At 72.2% G+C, this 13,011-nt stretch carries 13 protein-coding genes; 9 read left to right on the forward strand and 4 right to left on the reverse strand.

What is annotated here, in order from left to right:
- Positions 1–108 precede the first annotated feature (108 nt).
- Both AB0M30_RS34310 and AB0M30_RS34315 read left to right on the forward strand, forming a co-directional pair.
- On the forward strand, positions 109–1,677 hold the full coding sequence (locus AB0M30_RS34310; RefSeq protein ID WP_364592548.1) for a DEAD/DEAH box helicase: 1,569 nt from the start codon (positions 109–111) through the stop codon (positions 1,675–1,677).
- A gap of 101 nt (positions 1,678–1,778) precedes the next feature.
- Positions 1,779–2,954, forward strand: a complete 1,176-nt coding sequence (locus AB0M30_RS34315) for an 8-amino-7-oxononanoate synthase (RefSeq protein ID WP_103335546.1) — start codon at positions 1,779–1,781, stop codon at positions 2,952–2,954.
- A gap of 144 nt (positions 2,955–3,098) precedes the next feature.
- Here the strand turns inward: AB0M30_RS34315 and AB0M30_RS34320 are convergent, their stop codons facing one another.
- Entirely contained in the window at positions 3,099–3,530 is a 432-nt protein-coding gene (locus AB0M30_RS34320) for a GNAT family N-acetyltransferase (protein WP_364592550.1), read from the reverse strand.
- A gap of 17 nt (positions 3,531–3,547) precedes the next feature.
- On the reverse strand, positions 3,548–4,372 hold the full coding sequence (locus AB0M30_RS34325) for a serine protease (RefSeq protein WP_364592553.1): 825 nt from the start codon (positions 4,370–4,372) through the stop codon (positions 3,548–3,550).
- A gap of 195 nt (positions 4,373–4,567) precedes the next feature.
- Between AB0M30_RS34325 and AB0M30_RS34330 the strand changes: the two genes are divergently transcribed.
- Complete coding sequence (locus AB0M30_RS34330; protein WP_364592556.1) at positions 4,568–5,416, forward strand: M15 family metallopeptidase; 849 nt, start codon at positions 4,568–4,570, stop codon at positions 5,414–5,416.
- 96 nt (positions 5,417–5,512) lie between these two features.
- Positions 5,513–6,907: a mycothione reductase gene (locus tag AB0M30_RS34335; RefSeq protein WP_364592559.1), complete on the forward strand. Its 1,395-nt coding sequence runs from the start codon at positions 5,513–5,515 to the stop codon at positions 6,905–6,907.
- A 13-nt stretch (positions 6,908–6,920) separates the two neighbouring features.
- On the opposite strand, the gene AB0M30_RS34340 is transcribed toward AB0M30_RS34335, so the two are convergent.
- The gene (locus tag AB0M30_RS34340; RefSeq protein ID WP_364592562.1) at positions 6,921–8,138 is read right to left on the reverse strand and encodes an MFS transporter; all 1,218 of its coding nucleotides are present in this window, start codon (positions 8,136–8,138) and stop codon (positions 6,921–6,923) included.
- Positions 8,139–8,186: 48 nt separating this feature from the next.
- On the opposite strand from AB0M30_RS34340, the gene AB0M30_RS34345 reads away from it, so the two are divergent.
- From AB0M30_RS34345 to AB0M30_RS34365, 5 genes are all read left to right on the forward strand, one after another.
- Entirely contained in the window at positions 8,187–8,870 is a 684-nt protein-coding gene (locus tag AB0M30_RS34345; RefSeq protein ID WP_364592565.1) for a FadR/GntR family transcriptional regulator, read from the forward strand.
- Positions 8,871–8,951: 81 nt separating this feature from the next.
- Positions 8,952–9,440: a toxin-antitoxin system HicB family antitoxin gene (locus tag AB0M30_RS34350; RefSeq protein ID WP_364592568.1), complete on the forward strand. Its 489-nt coding sequence runs from the start codon at positions 8,952–8,954 to the stop codon at positions 9,438–9,440.
- 73 nt (positions 9,441–9,513) lie between these two features.
- On the forward strand, positions 9,514–10,356 hold the full coding sequence (locus AB0M30_RS34355; RefSeq protein ID WP_364592571.1) for a DUF4097 family beta strand repeat-containing protein: 843 nt from the start codon (positions 9,514–9,516) through the stop codon (positions 10,354–10,356).
- A 27-nt stretch (positions 10,357–10,383) separates the two neighbouring features.
- Positions 10,384–11,349: an ATP-binding cassette domain-containing protein gene (locus tag AB0M30_RS34360; RefSeq protein ID WP_364592574.1), complete on the forward strand. Its 966-nt coding sequence runs from the start codon at positions 10,384–10,386 to the stop codon at positions 11,347–11,349.
- Positions 11,349–12,152, forward strand: coding sequence for an ABC transporter permease (locus AB0M30_RS34365; RefSeq protein ID WP_199191069.1), 804 nt, complete (start codon positions 11,349–11,351; stop codon positions 12,150–12,152). Before AB0M30_RS34360 ends, AB0M30_RS34365 begins: the two co-directional genes overlap by 1 nt.
- A 1-nt stretch (position 12,153) precedes the next feature.
- On the opposite strand, the gene map is transcribed toward AB0M30_RS34365, so the two are convergent.
- A complete protein-coding gene (gene map, locus AB0M30_RS34370; protein ID WP_364592577.1) occupies positions 12,154–13,011 on the reverse strand; it encodes a type I methionyl aminopeptidase in 858 nt (285 codons plus the stop codon).

The following is a 13,011-nucleotide window of genomic DNA, read 5'->3' on the forward strand; positions in this document are numbered from 1 at the left end:
CGGTGTGCCGGGTCCGTCCCTGTGAACGCCCATCGCACACCATCTTGCCCTGCCTGCGCGCGGGCTGCCCGGGCCTCCCTTGCGACGAACCACGTCCGAGAGGCATTTGTGACCGTCACGTTCAACTCCGGCCCTTCCTCGACGTCCGCGCACGCGGGCCGTCCCGACCGTAAGCCGCGCACCCGCCCGGCCGGCGGCGACATGCTCCGCGACGACGCGGTCGAGCTCGTGGCCACCAAGACCTTCGCCGAGCTGGGCCTGCCGGAGCCGCTGCTCCGCGCGCTCAGCGAGGCGGGCATCAACAGCCCCTTCCCGATCCAGTCGGCGACCATCCCGGACGCCCTGGCCGGCCGCGACGTGCTGGGCCGCGCCCAGACCGGCTCCGGCAAGACCCTCGCCTTCGGCCTGGCCATGCTGGCCCGGCTCGCCGACGGCAAGGCCCGCCCGAAGCGCCCCCGCGCGCTGATCCTCGTCCCGACCCGCGAGCTGGCCATGCAGGTCGCCGACTCGCTGACCCCGCTGGCCAAGTCGCTCGGCCTGTGGTGCCGCACCGCCGTCGGCGGGATGGCCTTCGCCCGCCAGGCGGACGCGCTGTCCCGCGGCGTCGACCTGCTCATCGCCACCCCGGGCCGGCTGTCGGACCACGTCCGGCAGGGCACCGCGCACCTGGGCGACTGCAACTTCATCGCCCTCGACGAGGCCGACCAGATGGCGGACATGGGCTTCATGCCGCAGGTCCGCGAGATCATGGACCTCACCCCGCCGGGGGGCCAGCGGCTGCTGTTCTCCGCGACCCTCGACGGTGACGTCAACCGCCTGGTCCGGCAGTACCTGACCGACCCGGTCACGCACTCGGTCGCGCCGTCGACCGCCAGCGTGACGACCATGGACCACCACGTGCTCCAGGTCTCGCACCAGGACAAGCAGGACGTCATCACGCAGATCGGCGCCCGCGACGGCCGCACGATCATGTTCGTGCGCACCAAGCACCACGTCGACCGCCTCGCCGAGCGCCTGCGCGAGCAGGGCGTCAACGCGGCGGCGCTGCACGGCGGCAAGACGCAGGGGCAGCGCAACCGCGTCCTCGCCGACTTCAAGGAAGGCCACACCCCGGTGCTGGTCGCCACGGACGTCGCCGCGCGCGGCATCCACGTCGACGACATCTCGCTGGTGCTGCACGTCGACCCGGCGGCCGACCACAAGGACTACCTGCACCGTGCGGGCCGCACGGCGCGCGCCGGGGCGTCCGGCGTCGTCGTCACGGTGGCGACGCACGACCAGCGCCGGATGGTCCGCCGGCTGACCGACCGCGCCGGCGTGCGCGCCGAGTCGACCACGGTCCGCCCGGGCGACGCGGAGCTGACCCGCATCACCGGCGCCAAGGAGCCCAGCGGCGAGCCGGTCATCGAGCGGCGGCGCGAGAGCCCGCGCCGTGGCGGCGGTGGCGGTTTCCGCGGCGAGCGCGGCGGCGGCTACAGCCGTGGCGGCGAGCGCAGCCACAGCGGCGGCGACCGTGACCGTGGTGGCGAGCGCGGCGGCGACCGTGGTGGCTACCGCGGCGGCGACCGCGAAGGCCGTCCCGGCGGCTTCGGCGGCCGCAGCCGTCAGCCCCGCACGGGCAACGGCGGTGGCTACGGCCGTCCGAGCCGTGGTCCGCGTCGCGGCTACGACAGCTGATCGTCTCTCTTCAGGAAGCCCCGGACCTCGCGGTCCGGGGCTTCCGGCGTTTCCAGGCCCGCTTGGCGGAGCTTCGAGGTTCGGATGGGAGACTGCGGGACGTGACTACGCCGCCGACGCTCCCGCCCGAAGAGGTTTTCGACTGGCTCGACGTCGAAGCGGAGAAGCGGGCGAGCGCGGGACTGGTGCGGCAGCTGCGACCGCGTCCCGCCAAGGCCGATGAACTGGACCTGGCGGGCAACGACTACCTCGGGCTGGCCCGCGACAAGCGCGTCGCCGGGGCCGCCGCGGCCGCCGCGCTGCGCTGGGGTGCCGGGTCGACCGGGTCCCGGCTGGTCACCGGATCGACCGAGCTGCACACCGAGCTGGAGCTGGAGCTGGCCCGGTTCTGCGGCGCGCAGGCGGCGCTCGTGTTCTCGTCCGGCTTCGCCGCGAACCTCGGCGCGGTGACGGCGCTGTCCGGGGCCGAGTCCGCGATCGTCACCGACAAGTACATCCACGCGTCCCTGATCGAGGGCTGCCGGCTGTCGCGGGCCGACGTCGCCGCGGTCGCGCACTCGACGCCGTCGGCGATCAAGCACGCGCTGGCGACCCGCCGCAAGCCGCGGGCGCTGGTGGTGACGGACTCGGTGTTCTCGGTCGACGGCGACCTCGCCCCGCTCGACGAGCTGGCCGGGATCTGCCGTTCGCACAGCGCGGCCCTGCTGGTGGACGACGCGCACGGCTTCGGCGTCCTGGGCGAAGGCGGCCGCGGCGCCGTCCACGCGGCCGGACTGTCGGGCGCGCCCGACGTCGTCACGACGTTGACGCTGTCGAAGTCCCTCGGCGCCCAAGGTGGTGCGGTGGTGGGGCCGCGCCGGGTGATCAAGCACCTCGTCGACACGGCGCGCAGCTTCATCTTCGACACCGCGTTGGCGCCCGCGAGCGCCGCGGCCGCGCTGGCGGCGTTGCACGCGTTGAAGGAAGAGCCGGGCATGGCGGGGAAGGTCCTCGAGAACGCGGGCAACCTGGCGATGTCGTTGAAGGCGGCCGGGTTGAAGGCGAGCGTGCCGGACGCCGCCGTGATCTCGGTTCAGGCGCCGTCCGCGGAGACGGCAGTGGCGTGGGCCGCGGCGTGTGCGGAGCAGGGCATCCGCGTCGGGTGCTTCCGGCCGCCGTCGGTGCCGGACGGGATCTCGCGGCTGCGCCTGACCGCGCGGGCCGACCTCACGGAGTCCGATGTGGACCGTGCGGTGAAGGTCATCACCGCGACGGCACCGCGCGGCGCGATCGCCTGAGCCGTACCGGAAGGGTCAACACGCGTGATTCCGGAGTCGACACGCGTGATTCCGGAGTCGACACGACGGGGGCCGGGGGTGCCTGCCGTGTCGTCGCGTCAATCACGCGAGTCGACCCTTCAATCACGCGAGTCGACCTGCTGATCACGGGCGGCGGCGCATTTTGATGTGGGGGATTCCGTCTTCGTCGGTGTACTCCGGTCCTTCGGGGACGAAGCCGTAGCGGGCGTAGAAGCCTTGGACGTACGTCTGGGCGTCGAGGACGTACTCGCCCGGGGTGGTCAGGGCCGCGTCCATCAGGCGGGCGGCCAGGCCGGCGCCGCGGGCGGGGGCCGCCGTCACCACGCGGCCGATGCGGCGGATGCCGCCCGGGTCGAGCAGGACCCGCAGGTACGCCAGGACCGCGCCGTCGTCCTCGAACCACAGGTGGCGGGTGTCCGGGCGCAGGTCACGGCCGTCGAGCTCCGGGTACGCGGCCTTCTGCTCCACGACGAACACGTCGACGCGCAGGCGGAGGATGTCGTGCAGCTGGGCGGCGGTCAGCTCGGGACCGGTCGCGTCGTGCAGGGTCGGCATACCCCTGCTTAGCACGCTCAGCCGAGGAGGCGGGGCTTGGCCTGGGTCTCGATGTCCTTGGCGTAGGTGGAGACGCGCGTATAGACGCCCGGCTTGCCCGCCTTCGCGCAGCCGTCGCCGAAGGAGACGATGCCGATCAGCGTGTCGCCGACCACGAGCGGGCCGCCGGAGTCGCCCTGGCAGGCGTCGACGCCGCCCTCGGGGTAGCCCGCGCACACCATGGTCCGCTGGTCGTAGACGCTGTAGTCGGAGTGGCATTCGCTGTCCGAGACCACCGGGACCTCGCCACTGCGCAGGTAGTCGGAGCGGGCGCCGCCGTCGGCGATGCGGCCCCAGCCGAGCACCGTCGCCTGGGTGTCCTTGGCGTACAGCCCCGTGTCGCCGCTGCCGGGCAGCTTCGCCGGCCGGTAGTCGAACTGGCCGCGCACGGTCAGCACCGCGACGTCGGCCCCCTGCGTCGGGTCGGTGTAGCTCTGGCTGACCCAGACCTTGGAGACCCCCAGGACCTGCCCGTCGCTCGTGCGCTTGTCCTCCCGGCCGGCCACCACGCGGATGTCCTGCTTCGCGACCGCCTTGGCGCAGTGCGCCGCCGTCGCGACCGAGGTGGAGCTGACGATCACCGCGCCGCAGAACTGGTTGCCCCCCGCGTCGGTCAGGTACACCGCGTACGGGTGGTCGGCCAGGGAAGCCTGGTTGCCGCCGACGATCCGCGCCTGGTTGCCGGACCCGGCGGCACCCGGCTCCGCCGCCGCCGTGCCCGTCACGACCGGGACGGCGACCGCGGCGACCGCGAGGAGCGCGCCGCTCACGAACAGCAGGGATCGGCGGGACTTCACGGACATGGGTCTTCCCCTTTTCGACGCGGCACTTATTCGAAGCAGCACTTTTCGGCGCAGCACGGAGCTGAGCACTCGGCACCCGGACGACTCCGGTGCGTGAACGACTTCCGCTCAATACCCTAAGCCGAGGGGGCCCAAAACGGTGTCACTGGAACGGGTGGTCTCCGCCCGGGGACCGCTTTCTGTCAAGCTGGCCGGATGTGGCGGAAAGCAGCGGCGGGGGCGGTACTGGCCCTCGCCATGAGCGCGTGCTCGCCGGAAGCGCCGCCGGTGCCACCGCCCGCACCTGCGCCGACGACGAGCGCGCCCGGCACCGCGGCTCGGCCGGCGACGGCGTCGAGCGCGCCCGCCGCCGGCTGGCAGGTGGGTGCGCGGCCGCTCCCCCGCCGTTCCGACGGCTTCGGCGAGGTCGAGCCGACGCCACCCGAACTGGTGAATCGGGCACTTCCGACAAAAGACGTGCTTCCCCCACCCGCGGGCGCCGCGTACGCGTCGACGATCAGCGCCGTGCCCGCGGACGTCCTCGCGCGCAGCACCTGGCAACCCGGCTGCCCCGTCAAGGCGGCCGACCTGCGCTACCTGACGTTGTCCTTCTGGGGCTTCGACGGCCGCGCGCACACCGGCGAAATGCTGGTGAACGCCACCGGCGCGGCAGGCATCACCAAAGTCTTCGGGCAGCTGTTCGCCGCGCGCTTCCCGCTCGAAGAAATGCGCGTGACGGGCCCGGCCGAGCTCACCGCGCCGCCGTCCGGGGACGGCAACTCGACGAGCGCGTTCGTCTGCCGCCCGGCCCGCGGGCAGACGACCTGGTCGGCGCACGCCTCCGGGCTCGCCGTGGACGTCAACCCGTTCTGCAACCCCTACACCCAGGGCGAACTCGTGCTGCCCGAGCTCGCGTCGGCGTACGTCGACCGCTCGCGCAAGCGGCCTGGCATGGTCCTGGCCGGCGACGCGACCGTGCGCGCGTTCGCGGCGATCGGGTGGAGCTGGGGCGGGAACTGGCACAGCCCGACCGACCGGATGCACTTCACCGCCACCGGCCACTGACCACGTAATACGACGTTAAGCACAGCGGGGAACACCTGCCTTCGCGGCGAGGTTGGCTAGGGTGAAACGACCGGACCCGGACCCGCGGAGGATGCAGTGCCCCACTACGACCTGGTGATCGTCGGGACGGGATCGGGGAACTCCATCCTCGGCCCGGACTTCGCCGGCAAGAAGACGGCGATCGTGGAGAGGGGCACCTTCGGCGGCACCTGCCTCAACGTGGGCTGCATCCCGACGAAGATGTTCGTGTACGCCGCCGACGTCGCGTACACGCCTTCGCACAGCGCCAAGTACGGCGTCGACGAAGAGCTGAAGGGCGTGCGCTGGCGCGACATCCGCGACCGCGTCTTCGGCCGGATCGACCCGATCGCCGCGGGCGGCGCGGAGTACCGGCGCCACCACGAGGACAACGCCAACGTCGACGTCTACGAGGGCACCGGCCGCTTCACCGGGCACAAGGAGCTGCGGGTCAGCTTCGCCGACGGGCGCCCCGACGAGGTGCTGACCGCCGACCAGTTCGTGCTCGCCGCGGGCGGCCGTCCGGTCATCCCGGACATTCCGGGCCTCGACGGCGTCGACTACCACACGTCCGACACCGTGATGCGGCTCGACGAGCTGCCCGGGCGGATCGTCATCCTGGGCGGCGGGTACATCGCGGCCGAGTTCGCGCACGTCTTCGCCTCCTTCGGCGTCCAGGTCACGCTGGTCAACCGCTCCGGGCGGCTGCTGCGCTCGGAGGACGAGGACGTCAGCGCGCGCTTCACCGAACTGGCCGCCGAGCGGTTCGACGTCCGCCTCGACCGCAAGACCGTGCGGGCGCGCCAGAGCGAGAACGGCATCGCGCTGGACCTCGAAGGACCGCAGGGCGCCGAGACCGTCGAGGGCGACGTGCTGCTGATCGCCACCGGCCGGAAGCCGAACTCCGACCTCCTCGACGTCGCCGCCACCGGGGTGACCACAATGGACAGTGGGCACGTCGTGGTCGACGCCTACCAGCAGACCGCGGTCGAGGGCATCTACGCGCTCGGCGACCTCTCGTCGCCGCACGAGCTCAAGCACGTCGCGAACCACGAAGCCCGCGTGGTGCAGCACAACCTCCTGCACCCGGACGAGCGGATCACCGCCGACCACCGGTTCGTGCCGCACGCCGTCTTCACCCACCCGCAGGTGGCCTCGGTCGGCCTCACCGAGCAGAAGGCCCGCGACCTCGGCGTGTCCTATGTGGTCTCGAAGCAGGACTACGCCGGGATCGCCTACGGCTGGGCGATGGAGGACACCACGGGCTTCGCGAAGCTGCTGGCCGACCCGGCGACCGGGCAGCTGCTCGGCGCGCACATCATCGGCCCGCAGGCGTCGTCGGTGATCCAGCCGCTCATCCAGGCGATGAGCTTCGGCCTCGACGCGCGGAGCATGGCGCGCGGCCAGTACTGGATCCACCCGGCGATGCCGGAGCTGATCGAGAACGCGCTGCTCAACCTGCCCCTGGACTGACCCGGGCGCGGGCTCAGACGAAGCGGTGGCGGCCGGCGAGGGCGCCGAAGGTCAGCTGGACGCCGAGCAGGCCCAGCAGCATGGCCAGCGGCACGGTCCAGCCGCCCGCGAGGTCGTGCAGCAGGCCGAAGAGGAACGGGCCCAGCGCGGCGAACAGGTAGCCGAAGCCCTGCGCCATCCCGGACAGCCGGGCGGTGTCCGCGCCGGTCCGCGCGCGCAGCGCGATCACGGTCAGGGCCAGCGAGAACGTGCTCATCCCGAGCCCGACGAGGATGCTCCAGAGCAGCGGCGACCACGACGGCGCGAGCATCAGCCCGGCTGTCCCGGCGACGCCGAACACGCCCAGCCCGACGATCCACCGGCTCTGCCCGCGCTGCCGGGCCGCCATCGGCGCGACGACGAGGCTGATCGGCACGGCGATCAGCGAAACCAGGCCGAACAGCAGCCCGGCGTCGTCGCGAGGGACGCCCGCGTCCATCAGCACCTGCGGGAACCAGCCCATCGCCGCGTAGGCGTAGAACGCCTGCAGGCCGAAGAACGCCGTGACGATCCAGGCCAGCCGGTTGCGCAGCAGCGAGCGACCGCCTTCGGCGCCGTCGGCGGGCCGCGGTGCCCGGCCGGTGCCGCGGGCTGCGAGGATCCAGGCCAGCAGTGCGACGACGGCCAGCGCGGCCCAGCCGCCCAGCGCCGGGCGCCAGCCGCCGAGGGCGTCGCCGAGCCGGGGCGTCACCGCCGAGCCGAGGGCGCCCCCGCCCTGCAGCGCGGCGGTGTAGACGCCGGTCAGCAGGCCGATGCGAGCCGGGAAGGAGTCCTTGATGACGACCGGGATGAGCACGTTGATCAGGGCGATCCCGGCGGTGGCGACCAGCGTCCCGCCGAGCACCACGGCGGGTCCGTCGAGCACGCGCAGCACCAGCCCGGCGGCGAGGGCGGCCAGCGCGACCGCGATGGCGGCGCCGACCCCGGCCCGGCGGGCGAGCAGCGGCGCGGCCAGCCCGGCCCCGGCGAAGCAGAGCGTCGGCAACGTCGTGAGCAGACCGGCCCAGACGACGGAAGCGCCCAGGTCGGAGCGCATTTCGGCGAGCATCGGCCCGACGCCGGTGATCGCCGGGCGCAGGTTGAGGGCGGTGAGGACCACCGCGACCGCGAGCAGTGCCCCGGCGGCGACCACGCCGGGCGTCCGGACCTCGGCGACGCCGTCCAGTTCGGGTTCACGGTGTTCGACGTGCATGCCCGCTACTATCGCATACGTAGGATGATTGGATGAAGGGATAATCCTGTGCCTCTGGCCACCACGCGCCGAGCAGGCCTCGTCGACCAGGTCATCGACCAGCTGCGGACCGCGGTCACGCAGGGCGAATGGCCGATCGGCGAACGCATCCCGACCGAGGCCGAGCTCGTCGAGCAACTCGGCGTCGGGCGCAACACCGTCCGCGAAGCCGTCCGCGCGCTAGCGCACACCGGGCTCCTGGAGGTCCGGCAGGGCGACGGCACCTACGTGCGCGCCACGAGCGAGGTCTCCGGCGCGATCCGGCGGCTCTGCGGCTCGGAACTGCGTGAAGTCCTGCAGGTCCGGCGCACTCTCGAGGTCGAAGGCGCGCGGCTCGCCGCCGTCGAGCGGACCGAGGACGAGGTCGCCGCGCTGTGGTCACTGCTCGGCCGCCGCGAGGTCGAACTGCGCGAAGGACGCTGGCAGGACTTCGCCCGCACGGACGCCGAGTTCCACTGCGCGGTCGTCGGCGCCGGCCACAACCGGCTGCTGACCGAGCTCTACCGCGGGCTGACGGAGGTCATCGCGGCCAGCATCGCGACGACGTCCAGCATCGCGCCGGGGGCGGACCACTCGCCGGAGATCGGCCACGAAGGTCTCGCCCGAGCCATCGCCGACCGGAACCCGGACCGCGCCGCCGCCGAGGCGTGCGAGTTCCTCGACGAGCTCCTGGAGCGCATCGAACGCGCCTGAACTGCGGGTTTATTGATCGATGACCCCTAAGGGTGCCATTTCAGGGTTGTCGTGGCACCACCGCGGTGCCACAGTAGTGCCATGGACCTGACGCCCTTCGTGGACAGCCTCCGCCGCGAGTTCGCGGTCGCCGCCGAGGCGGCCGGCGAGGACGCTGTCACCCTGGCCGAACGGCTGGCCTCCCCGCTGGAGTCCGCCATCCGGCTCACCCTGCTCGACGCCCTGTCGGCCGCGGCCGACGAGATCACCCGCGACCTCGCTCCCGGCTCCGTCGAAGTACGCCTTCGCCGCCGCGAACCGGAGTTCGCGGTTTCCGTGCCCACGTCGCCCGAACCGGCTCCGGCGGAGGTCCCGCCGCCGCCCGAGGCCGACGACGGCGCCGTCTCCCGGATCAACCTGCGGCTGCCCGACCAGCTGAAACAGCGCGTCGAGGAAGCCGCCGGCCGGGAGCGCATCTCCATCAACGCCTGGCTCGTCCGGGCCGCGAGCAGCGCGCTGGGGACCGACCGCGGCCGCCCCACCCAGCGCCGCTCGGTCTTCGGCGAGAAGTACACCGGCTGGGTGCAGTAACCCCCTTTTCGCCGTTGCCTTTCACGTCTCCGGCCTGCGGAGACGCCATCGAGCACCCCAGGAGGGCGCAGCCATGCCTGTTTTCCCCACCCCCGAGCCGATCACGGCCACGATCGACGTGAGCGTCGCGGACGTCCGGATCGTCGCCGGTGACAGCACGGAAACGACCGTCGAGGTCACCCCGGCCGACCCGGGCGACAACGAGGACGTCAAGGCCGTCGCGAAGACCCGCGTCGAGTTCGCCGGCGGTGAACTGCTGGTCAAGGGCCCGAAGTACGTCACCAAGCTCTGGGGCAAGGGCGGCGCCCTGCACGTCACCGTCGAGCTGCCGGCCGGTTCGCAGATCAGCGGCACCGCCGCGATGGGCGACTTCCGCGTCACCGGCCGCGTCGGTCCCAGCCGCTTCAAGACCTCCGTCGGCGACATCCACCTGGACGAAGCCGCCCGGGTCGAGGCGAACACGGCGACCGGGGACGTCACCGTCGAACGCGCCACCGGGCACGCCGAACTCGGCACCGGCTCCGGCGAGCTGCGGATCCGCGAGATCGACGGCACCGCGGTCCTCAAGAACTCCAACGGCGAGACCCGCGTCGGCGAAGTGACCGGCGACCTGCGCGTCAGCACCGCCAACGGCGACATCCTCGTCGACCTGGCCCACGCGGGCGTGCACGCCAAGACCGCCGCCGGCGACATCCGGCTCGGCGAGGTCGTGCGGGACCGGGTCGTCCTCGAAACCGCCGTCGGCGAGATCGAGGTCGGCATCCGTGAGGGCAGCGCCGCGTGGCTCGAGCTGAACTCGCTGACCGGGTCCGTGCGCAACACGCTCAGCGCCGCCGACGGACCCGGCGCCGGCGCCGAGACCGTCGAGGTCAAAGCCCACACCTACACCGGCGACATCGTCATCCGCCGGGCCTGAAGACTCCACACACGAAGGGGAAGATCCATGGCAGACGCCATCGTGGCCGAGGGACTGGTCAAGAAGTACGGGAAGGTCACCGCGCTCGACGGGATGACCTTGTCGGTACCGGAAGGCACGGTGCTCGGCGTGCTCGGGCCGAACGGCGCCGGGAAGACCACCACCGTCCAGATCCTCACGACGCTGCAGAAGCCGGACGCCGGCCGGGCGACGGTCGCCGGGTTCGACGTCGTGAAGGACGCGCACGAGCTGCGTTCGCACATCGGCGCTTCGGGCCAGTACGCCGCCGTCGACCCGGAACTGACCGGCGCCGAGAACCTCGAGATGGTCGGCAGGCTGTACCACCTGGGCACCAAGCGGGCCAAGGCGCGCGGCCGGGAGCTGCTCGCCCGGTTCAGCCTGGCCGACGCCGCCGACCGCCCGGTCAGGGGCTACTCCGGCGGCATGCGGCGCCGCCTCGACCTGGCCGGCGCGCTCGTGGCCAACCCGCCGGTGCTGTTCCTCGACGAGCCCACCACCGGGCTCGACCCGCGGGCCCGCACCGACCTGTGGGACGTCATCACCGAGCTGGTCGCGGGCGGCACCACGCTGCTCCTGACCACGCAGTACCTGGAGGAGGCCGACCGGCTCGCCGACAGCATCGCCGTCGTCGACCACGGGCGCGTGATCGCCCGCGGCACGGCCGACGAGCTCAAGGACCTCGTCGGCGGAGAGCGGATCGAGCTGACCGTCGGCACGCACGACGACGTCGCCGTCGCGCAGCGGGCGCTGGCCCGGCTGGCGAGCGGCGAGCCGCAGGCCGAGGGTTTCCGGCTCACCGTCCCCGTGTCCCACGGCGCGAAAGCGCTTACCGAAGCGCTGGCGCTGCTGGCGGCCGACGGCGTCGACGTCCGCGACGTCGGCGTCCGCCGCCCCACCCTCGACGACGTCTTCCTCACCCTGACCGGCCGCGAAACGGCCGAGCCCGCCGAACTCGCGAAGGAGGCCGTGTGATGAACGCGGTGCAGATGGCCGTGACCGACGGCGTGACGGTCGCCAAGCGCAACTCGATCAAGATCTTCCGGTCGCTGGACCTGCTCGGGTCCCTCGTGTTCACGCCGGTGATGTTCGTCCTGCTCTTCGGGTACGTGTTCGGCAGCGTGATCGACATCCCCGGCCTGTCGTACCGCGAGTTCATGCTGCCGGGGATCTTCACCCTCGCGGTGGCGATGGGCGGCATCGTCACCGGCTACGGGCTGACCGACGACCTGCAGAAGGGCATCATCGACCGGTTCCGCTCCCTGCCGATGTCGCCGGCCGCCGTCCTGATCGGGCGGACCACCGCCGACCTCATCCTCAGCACGGCGAGCCTGCTCATCATGGGTCTGGTCGGCCTGCTGGTCGGCTGGCGCATTCACACCGGCGTGCTCGAGGCGCTGGGCGGGATCGTCCTGCTGCTGGCCTTCTCCTACGCGCTGTCGTGGGTGATGGGCGCGCTCGGCCTGGCCGTGCGCAAGCCCGAGGTGTTCAACAACGTCTCGATGGTGGTCGTCTTCCCGCTGACGTTCCTGGCCAACACCTTCGTCGACAGCGGACGGCTGCCCGGCCCGCTGCGCGCGATCGCGGACTGGAACCCGGTTTCGGCGGTCACGCAGGCGGCGCGGGAGCTGTTCGGCAACACGAGCGCGGCCCTCCCGCCGCGCGACGTCTGGCCGATGCAGCACGCGCTCCTGGCCTCGGTGCTGTGGATCGCGGTGCTGCTGGTGGTCTTCGTGCCGCTCTCGGTGCGCTGCTACAAGAAGGCCACCAGCCACTGACTCAGGGCAGCGTGAGGATCTCGCTGCCGTCGGCCGTCACCACGAGGGTGTGCTCGAACTGGGCCGTCCACTTCTTGTCCTTCGTGGTGACGGTCCAGTCGTCGGACCAGATGTCGTAGTCGATGGTGCCCAGGGTGATCATCGGCTCGATCGTGAAGGTCATGCCCTCCTCGATGACCGTGTCGACGGAGGGCTCTTCGTAGTGCAGGACCGTCGGGGGCGTGTGGAACGCCGGGCCGACGCCGTGGCCGGTGAAGTCGCGGACCACGCCGTAGCCGAAGCGCTTGGCGTAGGCCTCGATGACCCGGCCGATGACGTTCAGCCGGCGCCCCGGCCGGACCGCCTTGATCGCCCGCATGGTCGCCTCGCGGGTGCGCTCCACCAGCAAGCGGGCTTCTTCCGAGACGTCGCCGGCCAGGAAGGTCGCGTTCGTGTCGCCGTGGACGCCGCCGATGTAGGCGGTGACGTCGATGTTGCAGATGTCGCCGTCCTCGATCACGGTCGAGTCCGGGATGCCGTGGCAGATCACCTCGTTGAGCGAGATGCAGCACGACTTCGGGAAGCGGCGGTAGCCCAGCGTCGAGGGGTAGGCGTGGTGGTCGAGCAGGAACTCGTGCACCACCTTGTCGATGTCGTCGGTGGTGGCGCCCGGCTTGACGGCCTTGCCGCCCTCCTCCAGGGCCTGGGCCGCGATGCGGCTCGCGATCCGCATCGCCTCGATCACCTCGGGCGTGCGCACGCCGCTGCCGGTATCCCGCTTCGGCGCCGGCTTGTCCACGTACTCGGGACGGGCGATGGAACTGGGGACGTCACGGCGCGGCGTCTGGACGCCGGGAACGAGCGGGGCACGAACGGACAT

The sequence above is a fragment of the Amycolatopsis sp. NPDC051716 genome (assembly GCF_040681595.1).
Taxonomy (GTDB): domain Bacteria; phylum Actinomycetota; class Actinomycetes; order Mycobacteriales; family Pseudonocardiaceae; genus Amycolatopsis.

Bases quoted from the DNA above. Each gene is read 5' to 3' on its own strand.
- AB0M30_RS34320 (WP_364592550.1), bottom strand. From the start codon at position 3,530: ATGCCGACCCTGCACGACGCGACCGGTCCCGAGCTGACCGCCGCCCAG.
- AB0M30_RS34325 (WP_364592553.1), bottom strand. From the start codon at position 4,372: ATGTCCGTGAAGTCCCGCCGATCCCTGCTGTTCGTGAGCGGCGCGCTC.
- AB0M30_RS34330 (WP_364592556.1), top strand. From the start codon at position 4,568: ATGTGGCGGAAAGCAGCGGCGGGGGCGGTACTGGCCCTCGCCATGAGC.
- AB0M30_RS34340 (WP_364592562.1), bottom strand. From the start codon at position 8,138: ATGCACGTCGAACACCGTGAACCCGAACTGGACGGCGTCGCCGAGGTC.
- AB0M30_RS34350 (WP_364592568.1), top strand. From the start codon at position 8,952: ATGGACCTGACGCCCTTCGTGGACAGCCTCCGCCGCGAGTTCGCGGTC.
- AB0M30_RS34355 (WP_364592571.1), top strand. From the start codon at position 9,514: ATGCCTGTTTTCCCCACCCCCGAGCCGATCACGGCCACGATCGACGTG.
- AB0M30_RS34360 (WP_364592574.1), top strand. From the start codon at position 10,384: ATGGCAGACGCCATCGTGGCCGAGGGACTGGTCAAGAAGTACGGGAAG.
- AB0M30_RS34365 (WP_199191069.1), top strand. From the start codon at position 11,349: ATGAACGCGGTGCAGATGGCCGTGACCGACGGCGTGACGGTCGCCAAG.
- map (WP_364592577.1), bottom strand. From the start codon at position 13,011: ATGTCCGTTCGTGCCCCGCTCGTTCCCGGCGTCCAGACGCCGCGCCGT.